Origin of the sequence: Lacrimispora sp., from assembly GCF_031982545.1 — a bacterium.
GTDB lineage: Bacteria > Bacillota > Clostridia > Lachnospirales > Lachnospiraceae > Lacrimispora.
In genome coordinates this window covers 1-18,810 of record NZ_DALYXB010000008.1, presented here as the reverse complement: position 1 = coordinate 18,810, position 18,810 = coordinate 1, and the positions used below count along the sequence as shown (strand labels likewise).

Annotated in this window: 13 protein-coding genes; 3 read left to right on the top strand and 10 right to left on the bottom strand. The window is 41.1% G+C overall.

Features of this window, described 5'->3' with window-relative positions:
- Nucleotides 1-9: 9 nt before the first annotated feature.
- Together addA and addB are read right to left on the bottom strand one after the other, a co-directional pair.
- On the bottom strand, nucleotides 10-3,699 hold the full coding sequence (gene addA, locus ABS301_RS14220) for a helicase-exonuclease AddAB subunit AddA (protein WP_349672842.1): 3,690 nt from the start codon (nucleotides 3,697-3,699) through the stop codon (nucleotides 10-12).
- Nucleotides 3,659-7,126, bottom strand: a complete 3,468-nt coding sequence (addB, locus tag ABS301_RS14215; RefSeq protein WP_349672841.1) for a helicase-exonuclease AddAB subunit AddB — start codon at nucleotides 7,124-7,126, stop codon at nucleotides 3,659-3,661. The genes addA and addB overlap by 41 nt, the downstream gene beginning before the upstream one ends.
- Before the next feature lie 139 nt (nucleotides 7,127-7,265).
- Here addB and ABS301_RS14210 point away from each other — a divergent pair, with 139 nt between their 5' ends.
- Both ABS301_RS14210 and ABS301_RS14205 read left to right on the top strand, forming a co-directional pair.
- Nucleotides 7,266-7,706, top strand: a complete 441-nt coding sequence (locus ABS301_RS14210; protein WP_349672840.1) for an FMN-binding protein — start codon at nucleotides 7,266-7,268, stop codon at nucleotides 7,704-7,706.
- Nucleotides 7,707-7,782: 76 nt separating this feature from the next.
- Complete coding sequence (locus tag ABS301_RS14205; protein WP_349672839.1) at nucleotides 7,783-9,162, top strand: MATE family efflux transporter; 1,380 nt, start codon at nucleotides 7,783-7,785, stop codon at nucleotides 9,160-9,162.
- Between the two features lie 99 nt (nucleotides 9,163-9,261).
- On the opposite strand, the gene ABS301_RS14200 is transcribed toward ABS301_RS14205, so the two are convergent.
- From ABS301_RS14200 to ABS301_RS14165, 8 genes are all read right to left on the bottom strand, one after another.
- The gene (locus ABS301_RS14200) at nucleotides 9,262-9,519 is read right to left on the bottom strand and encodes an HPr family phosphocarrier protein (protein ID WP_349672838.1); all 258 of its coding nucleotides are present in this window, start codon (nucleotides 9,517-9,519) and stop codon (nucleotides 9,262-9,264) included.
- 13 nt (nucleotides 9,520-9,532) lie between these two features.
- Nucleotides 9,533-11,458 (bottom strand): BglG family transcription antiterminator, encoded by a 1,926-nt coding sequence (locus tag ABS301_RS14195; protein WP_349672837.1) that lies wholly within the window; start codon nucleotides 11,456-11,458, stop codon nucleotides 9,533-9,535.
- Nucleotides 11,459-11,477: 19 nt separating this feature from the next.
- The gene (locus ABS301_RS14190) at nucleotides 11,478-12,359 is read right to left on the bottom strand and encodes a DMT family transporter (RefSeq protein WP_349672836.1); all 882 of its coding nucleotides are present in this window, start codon (nucleotides 12,357-12,359) and stop codon (nucleotides 11,478-11,480) included.
- Nucleotides 12,360-12,409: 50 nt separating this feature from the next.
- On the bottom strand, nucleotides 12,410-13,852 hold the full coding sequence (locus ABS301_RS14185; RefSeq protein WP_349672835.1) for a glycoside hydrolase family 1 protein: 1,443 nt from the start codon (nucleotides 13,850-13,852) through the stop codon (nucleotides 12,410-12,412).
- A 33-nt stretch (nucleotides 13,853-13,885) separates the two neighbouring features.
- Nucleotides 13,886-14,224 (bottom strand): PTS lactose/cellobiose transporter subunit IIA, encoded by a 339-nt coding sequence (locus tag ABS301_RS14180; RefSeq protein WP_349672834.1) that lies wholly within the window; start codon nucleotides 14,222-14,224, stop codon nucleotides 13,886-13,888.
- A 21-nt stretch (nucleotides 14,225-14,245) separates the two neighbouring features.
- On the bottom strand, nucleotides 14,246-15,496 hold the full coding sequence (locus ABS301_RS14175) for a PTS sugar transporter subunit IIC (RefSeq protein WP_349672833.1): 1,251 nt from the start codon (nucleotides 15,494-15,496) through the stop codon (nucleotides 14,246-14,248).
- A 17-nt stretch (nucleotides 15,497-15,513) separates the two neighbouring features.
- Nucleotides 15,514-15,825 carry a PTS sugar transporter subunit IIB gene (locus tag ABS301_RS14170; RefSeq protein WP_349672832.1) on the bottom strand — a complete coding sequence of 104 codons (312 nt, stop codon included), beginning with the start codon at nucleotides 15,823-15,825 and terminating at the stop codon, nucleotides 15,514-15,516.
- A gap of 241 nt (nucleotides 15,826-16,066) precedes the next feature.
- The gene (locus ABS301_RS14165) at nucleotides 16,067-16,939 is read right to left on the bottom strand and encodes a YitT family protein (protein WP_349672831.1); all 873 of its coding nucleotides are present in this window, start codon (nucleotides 16,937-16,939) and stop codon (nucleotides 16,067-16,069) included.
- A 403-nt stretch (nucleotides 16,940-17,342) separates the two neighbouring features.
- On the opposite strand from ABS301_RS14165, the gene ABS301_RS14160 reads away from it, so the two are divergent.
- A complete protein-coding gene (locus ABS301_RS14160; protein WP_349672830.1) occupies nucleotides 17,343-18,752 on the top strand; it encodes a spore germination protein in 1,410 nt (469 codons plus the stop codon).
- Nucleotides 18,753-18,810: the final 58 nt, after the last annotated feature.

The following is an 18,810-nucleotide window of genomic DNA, read 5'->3' as shown; positions in this document are numbered from 1 at the left end:
ATTTTGTGGTCAGTTTATGACTACTTCTTTCTTCAGCGCAAAGGAATAGATAATCCTCTCCTTCACCTTTTTGCCTGTAATCTGCTCCAGAGCCCGCCTGTAATATTCCATCTGGATTCCATAACGGTCAGAAAGAACGGATTCCTGCCCTTCTTTCAAAAAGTCTGTTTTGTAATCCACTAAAACCAGCTGCCCCTCTTCTTCCACATAAGCGTCAATGATTCCCTGTATCAGGATACGTTCATCGGAATCAGCCACATCCATCTCCCTTGCCGGTATCCCGATCACAAACTGCTGCTCCCGCTTTAACAGACCTTTCTCCTGGGCTGCTGCCAGACGCTTTCCTAAGGGCGATTTTATAAATGCCAGGAGCTGGGAAATGGATAGCAAAGCAAAGCTTTCTTCACTTAGCCGGCCATCGCTTTTTAGATTCTCCAGTGCCTGGGTTAAGTCCTGTGCCGACTTTACCTTTGAAAAATCCAGAAGTTCCAGAGCACGGTGATAGGCTGTACCCCGGCGGACGCCTCCCGTCTTTTCTTCTTCTATTTCCTCTCTTAAAAAAACAGGAATTGTGGGAAGGAAATCGCTTTCTTCTTCGTCTAAGAACTGCCCCTGCTTTTTCAGTTCAGAAACAGTGAGCTTGGTGTGGAGTCTTATGTCCTCTTCATATGGATAATAGTAGGAAAGTGCATCCTTTAAGCCTGTTTCAAAATCCTGGTCGTAGCTTATTTTTGTATCCAGCCTCAGGAAACTTTCTTTCGTCAGTTTCTTGCTTACCTGCCGGTTCATTTCCCCCATAACAAGACCGGAAACTGTCAGCTCCTTCATAATTAAATTTCCTGTATCCTGGCCGTCTTCAGACAATATACCTGTGGGAGAATATTTACCAGACAGGCTCATTAACAGCCAGTCCAAATAAGAATCCGCCCCGGATAGGAAGGAAAAGGGAATCTGGCCCTGGGCTCTCATTACGGTTGCATAACGCTCAAACTTTTTATCCAGATACCGGTCTAACCCGGTCATGATAAGCTTCTCCTTGGCTCTTGTCATGGCAACGTAAAGGACTCGAAGTTCTTCTCCAAGGGCGCTTAGTTCCGTTTTTCTCTTTAAGACATGCTTCTTTAAGGTTGGTGCCTTGATTCGCCTTTCCAGATCCATGTAATCGGTACCAATTCCCAGATCAGGATCGATGAGAAGTTTTCCGTAAGCATCCTGTTTGTTAAACTTTTTCCCCATTCCGGCCAGAAACACAACGGGGAACTCCAGACCCTTGCTTTTGTGAATACTCATAACACGAACCGTATTCTCTTCTCCCAGAAGAGAGGCTTCGCCAAAATCCGTATCATATTTTTTTAGATTTTCAATATACCGGATAAAATGGAACAGCCCCCTGTAACTGGTCTGTTCATAGGAAGCTGCCTTTTCCACCAGCATGGCAAGGTTGGCCCTTCGCACCTCTCCTCCAGGCATGGCGGAAACGTAGTCAAAATACCCAGTTTCTTCATATATGTCATAAAGCAGCTCATGAATGGATAGATAGGCAGCTTTTTCCCTGTACTGAGAAATCTCCCGGGTGAATCTTACCAACTTCTCATAAAGCTCAGGAGCACTTTCATCTTCTCTCTCTTCATACTCCTTTAAATAGTGCTGCCACGCTCCGTAAATTCCCCGATCCTGCCCCTTCTTTGCAGCATTTTTCCATACAGCCAGCAGATGGGCCATCTCCTGGTCGGCAATTCCTGCAATGGGAGATTTAAAAACTGCAGCCAGGGGAATATCCTGCATGGGATTATCAATAATATTCAGCATGGAAAGGACTGTCTCCACTTCTGAAGCGGAAAAATATCCTGTTTTACGCTCTGCATGGGCAGGAATCCCCTCATTCATCAAAATATTGACAAATTCCTCTGCCCAGCCGCTTAAGCTTCTTAATAAGATAACAATATCAGAGTATTGGCAGATCCGGTATCCTCCTGTCTGATTCAGATTTTTATCAAAGACAAGAAGTCCCCGATCCGGATCTGTCAGTTCCCTGATTTTCGAAGCAATCACCTTTGCTTCTGCCTCCCTGCCAGTATAATCAGCACTATCTTCGTCAAGCTGTTTTAACTGTTCGGAAGAACCATGAATCAGAAGCAGCTCCGTCTTCTCTCCTGCACGGCCTTCTGATTCCTGAAATACAGCTCCAGGGTGAAGTGCCGTCTCCTTTGTATAACGGATATTTCCCAGATTTTTTGTCATAATCTGATAAAATACCTCATTAATGCTGGTGAGTACTGACTCTCTGCTTCGGAAATTCTGATGAAGCTCAATCTTCTGATAGCTTCCTTCCACACTGGAGTACCTCTGATACTTGTCTAAGAACAGCTGTGGCCTTGCCAGACGGAACTGGTAGATACTCTGCTTCACGTCTCCTACCATGAAAACATTGGGACTGCCAAACCGTTCTCTTGAAATACTGTTGATCAGCGCTTCCTGTACCTCATTGCTGTCCTGATATTCATCCACCAGGATTTCCTCAAACTGTCGGCTGAATTCGTCAGCGGCTTCTGTGGGAACCCTGATTCCGTCTTCTTCCTTTAAAAGAATCTCCAGGGCATAATGTTCCAGATCATTAAAGTCCACCAGGTTGCGTTCTTTCTTTTTCTCCTGATATCTGCGGGAATATTCTTCTGCCAGGTGAAGAAGCATGAAAACAGCTTCTTTAGTCCCTTCCATATCGGCTCCCACTTCTTCGGGAGATTCAAAACAGTACAGATCACAGAGCTTTCCAATGCCCTTTTTCACTCTGTCCCTGACTGCAGTGACAGCGGCCTTTTTTTCCTGATCGATGTCCTTGCTTCTTATAGAGGCAAGTCTTACAAAGGATACCTCTTTCAGCCGGCTGTTTAAGCACTCGTATTCCTCTGCTTCCCCAAGAGATCTTAACATCGCAGCATCACTTGCCAGCATGGGAAGATATGCTTCCGGACCATTCTCCTCCTGGCAGATCTCCATGGCTGCCTCTGTCTGGATTAACAGCTCCTCAAGCAGCAGGGCAGCGTCCTCCATCAGAAACCTCATCCAGGCGGTATCCTTCATGTGTTTCATATCACAGGCTGTAAGCTCCTGTCTGCAGTTATTAAGCCACTCCTCCGGCCAGGGATTACTTTGGGAAAAACGGTATACCTGCATGATAAAATCTTCAATTCCCCGGTCTGTCTTACCGGAAGCATAGGTCTCTACAAAGCATTCAAAGGAAGGATCCTTTGCTTCGTAAAATTCCTCCAGCATCTCCTTCATTACATCTCCCCGGAGAAGAATCAGCTCTCCTTCATCTCCCACACGAAAAGCCGGGTCAATGTCTAACCGGCTGTAATGCTCTCTGATGATACCCAGGCAGAAACTGTCTATGGTGGTGATCTGTGCATAGGGAATCATGGCTGCCTGCATCTGAAGGTGCTCGTTATCCGGCTGCTCCATCAGTTTTTCATCCACCGCCTTTAAGACACGCTCCCGCATCTCATCGGCTGCTGCCTTTGTAAATGTCATAACAAGAAGCTGATCGATTTTAAGGGGATTCTCTCCCTCCGTAATCATACGGATAATGCGTTCCACCAGAACAGCTGTTTTACCGCTGCCGGCCGCTGCCGATACCAGAAGATTTCTATTTCTGCTTTCAATGACTGCTTTCTGTTCCTCTGTCCAGGTGATTGCCATGTTCTTCTCCTTCCTCTGCTTCTCCTTCAATAACCGGCCATATTTCCTCGGATTTTAAAGCCTTGAATTTCCTGAAACCGTATCCCTGTGTCTTTAAATCAAACCCGCAGACTGCGTGGTAGGGGCAGTAATCGCAAGCTGTTTTATTCCCCTGTTTATAGGGATTTACATCGATGACCCCCTCTAAAATCTCCCGTCCTTCCGTCTTCAGTGTTTCCTGAACGTACTGCCTCAGGGCTGAAAAACGGTTTCCTCCGGCTACCGAAGACCGCGCCTCCTGAATCATTCCATTCTTCATGGCAACCGGAATTACGTCGGATTCTGATTCAATCTCATGATCCAGGTGAGCAATTGCATTTAGATCGGTGTTAACCAGACCATTCATACGAAGCTGCTTTAAAATTCTGCCTGATATTTCTTCCTGCGTCATCTCACCGTCTTTATCCACAACCGGATCGTTGATATTGTAATAAAAGATTCCGGCAGGGATCACCTGCTTATCCGGCCGTTTCCTTTCTTCCATCTCCAGCGCTGCATCCATATAGACCACAAGCTGAAGCTGAAGTCCATAATAAAGGGAAGTTAAATCAAATGCTGTGCTTCCCGATTTGTAGTCAATAATCTTTACATAAACTGCCTCTTCATCCTCGCATAAGTCCATACGGTCAATCCGTCCCCTTAAGTGAACGGCCTCATCCTCTGACAATGGCAGTCTCATCGCTTTTAAATGATCGTCTGCAGAAAAGGATACTTCAAATCCAACAGGAGTAAAATCCCCTTTTTTCAGCTGCTCGGACAGCGCCCATACCGTTCTGTCTGTGATCCGCTCCACCTTGCCTGCAAGGTACGCATTTCTTGCAGAACTTTTTAAAACCGTGTTGCCATATTCCTCTGTCACTCTGGTTACACATTCGTGTACCATGGTCTTTCGTTCCTCTTCTGTCAGTGTTTTAAAATCCCTGCCTTCTTCCTTCATCCGCGCAAACCACAAATCAATGGAATCATGAAAGAGATTACCGATATCCATGGCAGCCAGCTCATATTCCTGACGTTCCATCAGCTCCAGACCGTAACTTAAGAAATGGGCATATGCGCAGGAAGCATACTGCTCCATTCTGGTCACACTTCCATTAATAACGGAGCCGTAAAGAGCCTTGGCAGCCGCTTTTCCAATGCCTTTTTGCTGATATACATAAAAAGCCGCCTCCACCAGCTGTCTGGCTTCCTCCTTATGATCCGGCGAGGAAAGAAACGCTTTTAACAGTTCCAGAAGCCTTAAGTCCCCTCCGTTCTTTCCACACTCCCTCATACCAGCTGCCAGCTGGCTCTTTGCCTCACGATAATTTAAAGGAACCCCCGCCTCCCCCGGAGCCTGTTCCTTTAATCCTGGAAACAGCTTCTTACATTCTCCGATTAAGGTAGAAGGGCGCATGCTCTTCCCGCTTCCGTCCATGGCTGCATAGGATAACACCAGCTCTTTCTCCGGCTTTGTCAGTGCCAGATACAGATAAAATCTCTGCCGGAACCCTTCTTCCATGGAGGTGGGAGCCAGTTCTATTTCATGATCCGATAAAAATTCTCTCTCCCTGTCTGTAAATAAGCTGCCCTTCTCTTTTTTTACCGGAACCAGCCCATCGTTGACTCCTACAAAATAAAGAACTTTAATATGATCCAGACGGGTTCTTGTAATATCTCCCACAACAACCCGGTCCACTGCAGCTGGAATTACGCCAACTTTAATCTCAGCAAAACCGGCATCTAAAATTTCCCCATATTCTCTCCTGCTAACATGTTCGTCTCCTAACAGTCCGGCGAGGCGGTCAAATAAATCCATTACCAGCCCATAAACCTGACCGTATTCCTTGGCAAGGGCGAATTCTCCCATATCCTGAAACTTTTTCTCAAAACCAAGCATTTTTTCTTCAATGCCTGTCTCCATTAAAAGTGCAGTCACTGCTGCAGTCATGGTTTTTACTGTAGAATCTTCTCTTTTAAATTCTTCACGCAGATGATTAAGAGGTTCCAATACTTCCGCCTTAAACTGATTTAATTCCAGAAGATTCAGCTCTCTGGCTCCCTTATACCAGCCCTCAAACTCAGCATTCCATTTTTTAAATCCCCTGATTCCCATGGCTATGACGTAATTTTCCAGCCTGTCCGCCTGATCCATCTGATCCTGTGAAATAACAAGCCCGGTTCTTATGTAGCGAAACACGGATTCATAGGAGAAATCCTTTTGAACAATCTCGATGGCGGCACGAATCAGTTCCACCATGGGATTTTTTAATATACTCTTTTTATCATCCAGAAAAAATGGCACATGGTTTAACTGAAACTGATGAATCATCTCGTTCGCATAGCTGGATAAGCTTCCGGTTATAACCGCCATATCCCTGTATCGAAGCCCGTTTCTTCTGATGTTTTCTTCCATGGAACGTATTACAAATGCAATCTCTTCCGAAGGATTGCGCGTCTGATACAAATTTATGGATTCCGGCTGTCCTTTGAACGACCTTCCTGTATAGCGATAGAGATTCTGTTCCAGAAAATCCAGACAACAGGGGGCGTTATTTCCGTCTGCTGAAAAACGGATCGCTGGATGATCCGTAAGAAGGATATCCTTTTCCCGGCTTATCCCTGTCTCCATGGCAAGATCATTTAGTTTTTTAATCATCTGGCGGCTCATGTAAAACAGCTCCTGAACCCCGGTCTTCCTGCTCATGTTCACTGCCGGATCCATGGTCACTGTAATCATTACTTTCTTACTATAACGGAAAAACAGTTCCAGAATCCGATACTGGACAGGGGTGAATCCCGTATATCCATCTAAGGTGATCACACTGTTTTTGATCAGTTCAGACTTTGGAAGGACGTTACAGAGCACGTCTAATATCTCTTCTGAAGTAATAAACTTACCTTCAATATAATCTTTAAATCCCTCATAAACGACAGTAATATCCGACAGTTTCTGAGCCAGCACAGGGCTTAAGTTTTCCGGGATCTTCTCCTTTAGCATATCGGGAGTAATTCCATACTGGTAAAGCTCAGAAAGCATGGACTTTAACTGGGAAATAAACCCTGCTTTCGACAAATGCTCTTTATAAAATACAAGACTTTTTTTCTTGTCTGCTGCCACCTTTCTAAGCACCATGGATTTCCCCATATCATCAAGGACCTGGGGATTAACAACTGCCAGTTCCTCAAAGATGCGGTAGGCAAGACGTTTAAAGCTGACAATATCAATATTCATCACTCCAAAGCTTGGGTGCAGGGAGACGATCTCCTTCTGGGTCTGCATGGTAAACTGCTCCGGCACGATGGCAAAATACTGGGTATCCGGTTCATTCACCGACTGACGGATCAATTCCGTGTAAAGACGGCGGGTTTTGCCGGAACCGGATCCACCCAGAATAAATTGAAGGGACATACTTTTTCTTCCTTTCCCAAAACACACGTTTGTCTATTATCTTAGCACAGATTTCCTGTTACAACAATGAAATCTTAGGAATGAAATCCCCCAATCCGTTCATACATTATAACAAAACTATACGGAGGGCTTCTGTCTTATGAGCTCAAAAACAAAAATTGTTGTTTTACGAATGAAAGAGATCATCTATACTGCGATCTTCGTTGGCCTTGGAATCCTCCTCATTACCCTGTTTCTAGTCATGTTCCGCCCGAAAAAGGATACTGTTCCCACTTCCGGCGATGCTGTGGCCTATGTACCGGGTGTATATTCCTCTGCCATTACGCTGAATAGCCAGGATATCAATGTTGAGGTCACAGTTGATTCAAAAAAAATCACTTCCGTTACACTGGTTCCTTTAAGCGAGGCGGTTACCACCATGTATCCATTGATGCAGCCCGCCATGGATAATTTATCTCCGCAGATTTTAAAGAATCAGTCAACCAAAAACATTTCCTATCCGTCCGAGTCCCGCTACACCTCCAGCGTGCTGATAAAAGCGGTGGATCAGGCACTTACCAAAGCTGAAAAAACCGACTGAGACAGGGGATTGTGTTTTTTATTTCCAGACGGTATAATGAAAAATGACTACATAATTACTTAAACGAGGAAATTTTATGAAAAAGAATACAAGAAATAATGACGAAGGAACGTCGAATCAGATTACAGAGGGAGTGATATGGAAGCAGCTTCTTCTGTTTTTCTTTCCAATTTTATTCGGAACATTTTTTCAGCAGCTTTATAATACGGCCGATGCAGTCATTGTTGGCCGGTTCGTGGGGAAGGAAGCACTGGCTGCCGTTGGAGGCCCTACTGGAACCTTAATTAACCTTTTTATCGGTTTTTTTATTGGGCTTTCCTCCGGCGCAGGCGTAATTATATCCCAGTTTTTTGGGGCTGGTCAGAAAAAGCAGTTGAGCCAGGCGGTGCATACAGCCATGGCTTTTTCTGCTGTCTGCGGCTTTTTTATTATGATCATTGGAATCGTTCTTGCTCCATTTGCCCTGGAAGCCATGGATACTCCGGCGGACATTCTTCCCTACGGTGTTTTGTATATGCGCATCTATTTTCTTGGGGTGATTCCAAATCTTATTTACAATATGGGAGCGGGGATTTTAAGAGCCGTGGGAGATTCTAAGCGCCCCCTTTATTTTCTGATTGCCAGCTGTTTTACCAATATCGTTTTAGATATTATCTTCGTGGTTTTCTGGAATATGGGCGTCATGGGGGCAGCCGTTGCAACCATACTGTCCCAGCTTCTTAGTGCCGTACTGGTTCTGATCGTATTAATGCGTACCAGACAGCCATACCAGCTGATGCTTTCTTCTTTAACGTTTCATAAGGACATACTGATGCGGATTATCCGGATCGGATTTCCGGCAGGGCTGCAATCTGTCATGTACACTTCGTCAAATATTATTATTCAGTCAAGCGTCAATGCACTAGGAACTGATACAGTGGCTGCCTGGACTGCATATGGCAAGATAGACACTCTGTTCTGGATGATGATCAGTGCCTTTGGAATCTCCATAACCACATTTGTGGGACAGAATTACGGTGCAAAGAAATTAGACAGGGTATACAAGGGGATACGAGTCTGCCTTTTTATGTGCTTTCTTTCAGCGATAGCATTAAGCTTCCTGCTTTACTCATTCGGAAGTCTGGTATTCCTCCTGTTTACAACTGACGCAGCAGTCATTGACAAGGGCACACAGATTCTCCGGTATCTGGTTCCCACCTTTTTTACTTACGTCTGTGTGGAAATTTACTCCGGAGCTCTGCGGGGAACCGGCGACTGCTGGATTCCGATGATCCTTACCAGCCTGGGTGTCTGTGTTCTCAGGATCGTGTGGATTTGTACTGCAGTGCCAATTCATCCGGCTATTGAGACTGTAGTATTTTGTTATCCTCTGACATGGACCGTTACATCTATTTTGTTCCTTATCTATTTTCACTGTTTCAGCCGGCTGAAGAGAAAAAAGACCGTTCTGCTGTAAATCATAATATCTGCAATAGAAAAATAGACGTATCTTCCTGACAGCCATGGGCATGATTGTTGCACCTCCTGGAAAATACGTCTATTTTAATTGAATACCTTATAAATTTTTTCTGCAAAATGATTCTAATTTTATCGCAGTCTCATCTTCATCCGTTCCTTCGATAATAAAAGTCACTCTTTCCCCGCACCTTACCCCAAGCGCCATGATTGGCATAAGTCTTTTTCCATCAGCTATCTTACCATTTCTTTCTATTGCAATCGAACTTTTATAAACAGAGACTTCCTTAACCAGCAAACCTGCCGGTATCGCATGAATTCCAGCTGGTTCTGTTATTATATATTCAAATTTCTTCATCTCTATTTCCTTTCTAACTGAAACAGCTGATTACTGATTCTATAAAATCTATATAACCAGCGCTTTCTAATACTTTCACCGCATTCGGTTTATCAATCAGCAAGACTATTAAATTATCGTATACATCATGAAAGATTGCTCTTTCCTCTCTGCTGATAGCAAACATCATCACAATACTGACTAAATTATCATTCCAGTTAATCGGCTTTTTTTCATTTAATAACACAAACATTCCAGTTTTATTTGCATTCATGTACATAGAATGGGGAACAGCAATATGCTCGAATGCGGTAGAAGACTGTTTTTCCCGCTCAAAAATCTCTTGTGCAAAATTTGCATTTACATATCCCTCTTTTTGCATAATATCGACCATAAAAGAAATTGCATCTTCTTTTCCCTCAAATTCCTTATTCTTATAGAAAAACAATGGATTTGAGATCTGCATCAAATGTTGCTTTAATCTGGCCTTCTTTTTTCTTAAAATTATTTTCTCAATAACACCGCTAATATTTCTGTAATCTTTTTCATTTAAAAAAGGGGTAACAATTACCGCTTCCATCCGTATCAGTTCCGTTATTGGAATGGTAGAAATAATTAAATCTGTCTTGTCCAGATTCTTTATTTCATTTAATGATGTAATCACTGTCTTTATTTCCAGTTGTTCCTGATAATGATTTTTTATCTCTTCCATCATTTTATTGGAAAAATCATAATATTGGGGATACAGGATAACACAGCTGATTACTTTTCTTTTGGATTTCTGAGTTTCCAGATTACCGCCTATGTGTAAAGCAATATACCCGATCTCATCCTCTGATAAATCAAAATTTGTCAGCTCATGAATTTTATTGGAAACTTCTACGGCACATTCAAAAATCAATGGACATGTATTTTTTATATGATTTACTAAAGGATTTTTTATTCGATACCCATTTCGTAATCTGACTAACATATTTTTAATATGCAATGTAAATTTAATAATGAAATCCACGTTGTCTATATCTACAAAATAAGTATTTTTCAATATATCGCTTAACTGTTTCACAATATTTACACATTCACTTCCAACCATAAGTTCCAAATTTTCTTTGTTTATTGCATTAAAATCCATTTTCATCAAATGGCTTAATAAGATTATAGTTAATTCTTCAAATTCTGTGATACTGTAAGTAACGCCAAAATGATGCTCAATTTCTGTAGCTATATTTCTGGCAAGCTCCTGTTCACGAATACCAATACGCTTATCATCCTTTTTTTCTTTTTCAAAGGTCTTTTCCTTTTTCATACGGTCTATCCCGATAACGATATCCAGAATTAAATTAATCAGAGCGTATTCATTAATGAAATAATGGTATTCCTCACATTTTGTTTCAATAATTTTCTGCAGTAATTCCAGATCATACAACGGATATATATTTTTAATAACATCGATACTCATAACATGATCCGTGAATTCTTCATAAAGAATACTGCTTAGTGCTTTTCTTTTATCTAACTCATTTCCTTCTACAGCCACAAACGAGTTTGTGGCTGTTAAGTATAAATCATGCTCCATAAATTTCTTACGTACTTTGTACATATCCTTTTTTATGGTTTCAAAACTAACATAAATTTCATCTGCAATACTATATAAATCCGTTTTACTCCCCTGATCTGTATCATTTGATAAAATGCGGATTATAATATAATTGACCCGTTCGTGGGCATTTTGTGGAATATTTCTCCCCTTACTCTGAATAAAAGCCTTTCCTCTTTTCAAATCAATCTGATACCCTTTCCTGGAAGAAAGAATCAAATCCTTCTCAAAGCTATTAATTTCTGAAATGTAATTTTTTATACTTCGTTCAGAGACTCCCATTACATTGGCCAAATAACCGGCATTGATCCATTCTTCATTTGACAGCATAATTTTAATAAGTCTCTTGCAATTGTCCTTCATTCTTATTACCTTTCTTCCACTAATTTTGCTTCACATTCAATATTCCAATAGCCACCAGAACACAGGCAATACCGAAAACAGCAGATACTGTTATTTTTTCTGAAAACACAAAAATGCCTATCATAGTGGCAACAACCGGCTCCACCGAAGCGATGACGGATGCTCTGCTTGCCTCCATATTAATTAAAGCCTTTGTATATAAAACATATGGTAATACACTGCAAATCAAGGCAGATCCTATAACCGCCCCTATTGCAATTGGTGTCTTTATGCAAATTTCTATAATCCCAGGTACATCTCCAATAAAGATACCTCCCACACTTGCAATTAAAAAAGTATAGCTGATTATCGTTAAAGAGTGATACTTTTTCAATAGAATTCTTGCAAATATGCTATAGAATGCATAACCGATTGCAGCACATACTCCAAACCAAAGTCCTTTCTTCGTAATCTGTCCGATATCACTTGAAAAAATTCCGGAAACAAGTGCACAGCCTGTCACCGATAAAAGAATTGCAATTAGCTTGTATCGTGTTATCTTCTCTCTGAATATAGGAATCGACAATAACATTACAAAAACAGGTGAAGTATATAAAAGTACTGCTGCAATCGATAAGGAAGTTTGTTGAACCGTAATACTATAGCAAACATTAAAAAACAACATACTTAAGATTCCTGTTCCTAAAAACCATTTGATATCTTTTCGTTCAATTACCAACTTTTTTCTATCAGTTAGTAACAGGAATCCAGTTAAAAAAATGTCTGCCATAAACAATTTTGCAACCACTATCTGTACGGTTGAAAAATGAAACTGTGAAAGAATTCTGATGGACACCCCAGTGGTTCCCCACATACTTGCTGCCAGAATCACATAAACTAATGATAACCTTATCTCTTTCATTTTGTCATATTCCTTTGTAAGTGTTTAATTTAGCAGCAGGCTGTTGTGGATTAAAGGATCTCACCATTAGATTCTATCACTCTTTTATACCACTCAAAGCTATCTTTTCTTATTCTCTTACCTGAGCCTTTCCCATAATCATCCAGATCAACATAGATGAATCCATATCGTTTGCTCATTTCCGAAGAGGAGCAGCTTACAATATCAAGCGGTCCCCACGCGTAATACCCCCTTAAGTCTACGCCGTCTCTAATTGCTTCCTTCATCTGCTCAATGTGGGCTTTGTAATATTGCGTTCTGTAGGAATCGTGAATCTGCCCATCTTCTCCCAGCTCGTCATATAGTCCTATACCATTTTCTGTAATGTAAATTGGTTTTTGATAACGATCATAGAATTCGTTTAACAGGGTCCTAAGACCAATGGGATCAATTGACCACCCCCAGGGATTTGCCGGTAATTCCGGATTTCTGTATACGCCATTGCCATTTTCAAAACTCTCTTTGCTGCAAAGTCTTGTATAATAATAGGAGAATGAAAAGAAGTCGCAGGTGTTTTTTAATACTTCTTCTTCATCCGGTGTCAGCTCAATATTGAGATTCAGATCTTCAAAATATCGGATTGCATATCCTGGGATATGACCTCTTAACAATACATCACCATAAAAATATTCCATTTGATTATGCCGCATGGCTGCTAATACGTCTTCTGGTTTACACGTCGCGGCATATGCAGGCCCGCCGCAAAGCATCATACCAATCTGCACATCAGGATATTTTTCATGAGAATATTTTGTGATTTGAGCACAGGAAACCATCTCATTTATAACTGCCTGATATTTGGCTTCTGTAACATGGTCAACTGCATCTTCCGGTACTCCAAGGTGGTTGAAGCTTTCGTGAAGAATTAAATTGATTTGGTTTACAATGATCCAGTATTTTACTTTTTCATGAAATCGATCCAGGATTACTTTCCCATATCTCGTAAAGAAATCAATCACTTCTTTTGAATACCAGCCTTTGTAATGCCGGGTTAAGTACAGCGGCATTTCGTAATGAGACATTGTTACCATGGGAACCATACCGTTTTTAATTACTTCATCAAATAAAGCATCGTAAAATTCAAGGCCTGCTTCATTTGGTTGTGTTTCGTCACCATTTGGAAAAATTCTCGCCCAGTTAATGGATGTGCGATATGTCTTCATCCCAAGGCCATCTTTTCCTAATAATTTCAAATCATCTTTATAGGTATGGTAAAAATCAATCCCCCTGCGTTTTGGAAAAATTTTTGTTTCACTTTCCAGCGCTTCTTTAATATAGGCAGATGTTACCTCCTCGTTGTACTTCTTCTGTATATCAATATCATTTCTAAATTCATTAATGTCTGCAACACATAATCCTTTTCCATCTTCCAAATAGGCGCCTTCCATTTGATTTGCCGCAAATGCACCGCCCCACAGAAAATCTTTGGGAAATACGTCCGCTACCTTTTTCATTTCAAACTCCTTTCTTTGTATTTATTTTAAAAATTATTTATTTTCCAGTGCATCCAGACGTTTATTAACTGCCTCCATGACTTTAATCAATTGCTTGGCTATATTAATTTCGCTATAGATGGTCATGAGAGTATCCTGAGCATGAGCAAACAATAAGGTGTATTCCGTCTTGTCTCCTCTTGTTTCGCCTTGTATCGCATCCGTCTGTACCTTATGTGCTTCTGTGATATACTTACTTGCTTCTTTCATGAGTTCTTTTGCTTTTTCCACATCGAATTCTGCCAGGGCATCTAATGCTTTTTTATTACAGACTCTTGCATCTCCGGCATTCATAATAATTTTCATGGCATTTTCTAAAATCTGTTCGTTCATGTTTTTATTTGTCTCCATTCATTATTCTACGCTATTTGCTTCTGCTTCTGTCTCCTGCTTATCGTATGCCCGGAAAAATGGATACCAGATTAAAGATGCTGCAGCAACTGAAATAATGAGGAATATAATTGCCTTTAATGAGCCTGTTGATATCCATGTAGAAATTGGATATGGGCAATACCATAATTCAAATTGAATTCTTGGAATAGGTGCAAATGCAAGGACTTTTACGAAAAACCATGTTAACAGTGGAATGATAAGACCTATGATCCACATTGGAAGCATTAAAAGGGGATTCCATGCAATACAACCGAATACAACCGGCTCATTGATATTGAAAATACCAGGCAGCAAACAAGCCTTTCCTAATGCGCTTAACCTTTTTGATTTTGCACAAATCAGCATAATTACAAGGGGCAATGTACAACCCACACCGCCTACCCACATATAGGTACAATAAACCAATCCTTCTGTGTAGATGTTCATCGATGAAACAGTTGCTGTTCCTGCTGCTACCATTGCCAGGTTAGCGGTAATACCGGCAAGCCTGACGGGTTGTCCTACTGGTGTTAATACCCATGTTGAAATACCCATTGAATAAATAAAGCAGCTTATGAAACACATGAAAGTAAAACCATACCAGGTATTTAAGAAACCTTGCAAAGGCATGAAAATATTTACAATGATCTGATACAGGTTTACATTTTTAGTTAACACTACGATCCAGCCAAAGCAGACTATAATTGCAATCGGTAACATCTGATCGAACCATGTTCTTACAAAATCCGGAATAGCCGAATCCTGCTTAAAGAAACTGAATTTAGCAAATAATGCAAATATAAGTGATGTAATTACACCTGTAATCATTGCTACGAACATGCCGCCCGCACCAAGTGCTGATGATCCAAAACCCACTGTTCCTTCCGCTTCAACTACCGGAGTCACACAGATCAGGAAGAAAATCAAACCTGTTAAACCAGCTATCAGCCTTTGTTTTCGCAGTTTCTTTTTCTCACAATAATTGAATGGTACCAAGAAGGATACAAAGAGTGACAATTTACTCATCGTCCATCCAAACGGAGTCCAAAAACTGGGTAACCCGGGGATATAATCATTTAAAATTGCTAAACAGCAGAATACAGAACCAAGTAAGATAAATGGTAATGTCTGCATAATGGAATCTTTTAAAATAACAACCCAGCTGTTATGACTTATTTTGTTCATTTTAGGTGCAAAGCTGCTCTCCAGCCAATTAATTAACTTATCCATCATCCATTCCTCCGCTCATTTTATTCGTATAGTGATAAAATGTGTTCTATTGCTTTTGTACCGTCTAATCTGGAATAATAATCCGGTTTCATCAATGCAATTTTTACTGGATATTCCTGAGTATATTCCTCCAGATCATCCATAACATACTCAAGATGTGGTCCCACCATAATTAAGTCAACGTCTTCAATATAATTATCAATTTCAGAATCACTTCTTGCCTGTACTTCCATTTCCATTCCCTTTTCTTTAGCAGCCTTCCTGATATTAGCTGCCATGAACCCACTGGAAGCTCCTGAGCCACATACTAAAAGAACTCTTAATTTTTTCATTTCTTTATTCCTCCTTTCTGTTAATTAAGTTTATTATATCTGACTGACCATCCAATTTCGAATAAATATTTGCACCCTGACTGTGCAAATATTTACTTGTTTTTCTGATAGTAAACGGACAGTGCCTTTTCCTGCATCTTACAGGTGCCAGACCAATACACATAAAAATAGCGGGACTTTCGTTGCATACTATGTGCAATAAAAATCCCGCTACCTTATTCAAAGAACTGCTGCAGAAAACTTACTCCATGGGAGCACGGTAAAATCTTCCGTAAAACTGCTGAGTCTTAAACATATTCACAATCACATGATCATCGACTTCATGCAACAGCGCAATAATATCTTCTACTTCATAAGAGGAAACCACTGTATGAAGGAGATACATCTTCTTTCTGCTATAACCTCCCACTGCATCCACACAGGATATTCCATGCCGGAAGTCTTCCACATACTTGCCTGCCATCTCCGGCCCCTTGGCTGTTGTAATCTGAAGTGTCACACGTTCATATCGGTGATGGAAGGTGGATATAACCTTGGTGGACACAAATTGAAACAAAATGGAATATCCGGCATAATCCCAGCCAAATATTGCTCCAAAAATGCAAAGCAGAATTACATTCCCCACAAACACAGAGGTCCAGATGGAATTGCCGGTTTTATTGGAAACATAAAGGGCAATGAAATCGGTACCGCCTGTGGATGCGTTCCCACGAAGAGCCAGTACAATGGCAAACCCATAAAGCACCCCGCCATAGATTACATTTAATATACTGTCATCAAAGATGGGCGTAAAATGAAATACTCTTAAAAATGTACTGGCCAACAGTACCTGCAGCAGGGAAAAAAAAGTAAACCGTCTGCTGATACTCTTACTGCAAGCCCATGCAACTGGAATATTGAGTACAATCATACCCAGAGAGGTTGATATATTAAATCCAAACAGAGAGGTAATCCGGTCTATTAAAATAGCAATACCTGTAAATCCTCCCGATAATAATCCAGCAGGCCTGATAAAAGCCTGAATCACATACGTCTGTAATATCGCTGATCCTATGACTGCCAGTGCTGTCATGATATTACGGACCCGCTTATCTCTCCTTAGTTCTTTCCACATAGTATTCCTCCTTATCACATCTCATATTATATGTAAGATTTTCCTGCCTATCAATCTAAATATAAAAAAATTAGAGGACTGCCCTTCCCCCACAGAAGGCAATCCTCCGTCACGATCTGAAACCGTCACACTATGTAGTTTTGTGCTTTGACATCCCCACATCAAAACACCGCACGCAAGGCACCCCTTGTGCTTCTCACATGGACGATAATACCATCTTTTGGCTCATAAGTCAATATTTTTAGTGTATTTTGCCAAAAAACAACAGGATTCGACCAAATACCACTGCATATTTTCCAATAAAATAGATAAAAAAAGTCCTTTCTCACCATGCAGAATTAATAAAACATATTTTTCATGAAAATGCACATACTTTCCATAACCAATGCAAGGAGATTATACCATGGAATTTACGACGAAACTTTCTGATACTATGAATTATTTAGATAAAAAGCTGGATGTTGCGGGGAACTTTGATCTGGTTTACCGAACGTTCTATGTAGCCGGCAAAGAGGCGTGTATTTATTTTATTGAGGGTTTTACAAAAGGAGAGGTCTGGCAAAAATTAATGGAGGACTTTGCTTCCATTAAACCAGAAGACCTGCCTCCTGACGCTCATGAATTTTCTAAAAAATATCTTCCATACAGTCAGGTTGGGCTTATCAAAGACGAGGAGGCAATGATTAAACAGCTTCTGGCTGGAATCTCCTGCCTGTTTATTGACGGATATGACAAATGTTTTACCCTGGACTGCAGAAGTTATCCTGTAAGAAGTGTGTCAGAGCCGGAAAAAGATAAGGTTCTGCGGGGATCCAGAGACGGATTTGTTGAAACCCTTACTTTTAATACCGCTTTGATTCGAAGAAGAATCCGCGATCCCAAATTAACAATGGAAATCATGAATACAGGTGAAAGTTCCCATACAGACATTGCCATATGCTATTTTAAGGGACGGGTGGATGAAAAACTTCTTGCCATCATAAAAGAACGGATTAATAAGCTCCATGTGGATGCCCTGACCATGAACCAGGAAAGCCTGGCAGAATGTATCTATCCTTACAAATGGTACAACCCTTTTCCAAAATTCAGATATTCGGAACGTCCGGATACTGCAGCTGCCTCTCTGCTGGAAGGAAATATTATTATTCTGGTGGATAATTCCCCATCCGCCATGATTCTTCCCTCCTCTGTATTTGACATCATTGAGGAAGCCGATGATTATTACTTTCCTCCCGTTACTGGAACTTATCTGAGGCTGTCAAGGCTTATTATATCCATTTTCACCTTGTATTTAACACCCTTGTGGCTGATGTTTATGCAAAATCCAGAGCTGATTCCAAGCTGGCTGCGCTTTATCCGATTATCGGAAGAACCTCAGGTTCCGCTTTTTTTCCAGCTTATGATTCTGGAATTTGCGATTGACGGACTGCGTCTGGCTGCCGTCAATACTCCCAGCATGCTGACTACTCCCTTAAGTGTGATCGCCGGTATTGTAATGGGGGAATACTCCGTAAAATCAGGGTGGTTTAACAGTGAGACCATGTTATATATGGCCTTTGTAACTGTGGCAAATTATTCCCAGTCAAGCTTCGAACTGGGCTACGCATTTAAGTTTATCCGTATGATGCTCTTAGTTCTAACCGCTCTTTTTAATGTGTGGGGCTTCATCATTGGCTTTATTTTGTCCATATGTGCCGTTGTATTTAATAAAACAATCGCAGGTAAGAGCTATATTTATCCCCTGATTCCCCTTCACCTTTCAGAGCTGAAAAAAAGGTTATTCCGGGGACGCCTTCCTCATAAAGAAAAATAGAGTTAAAAAAAGGGGCTGTGAAATAACCTCTCAATAAAACAGGACTTTCCGATGCACA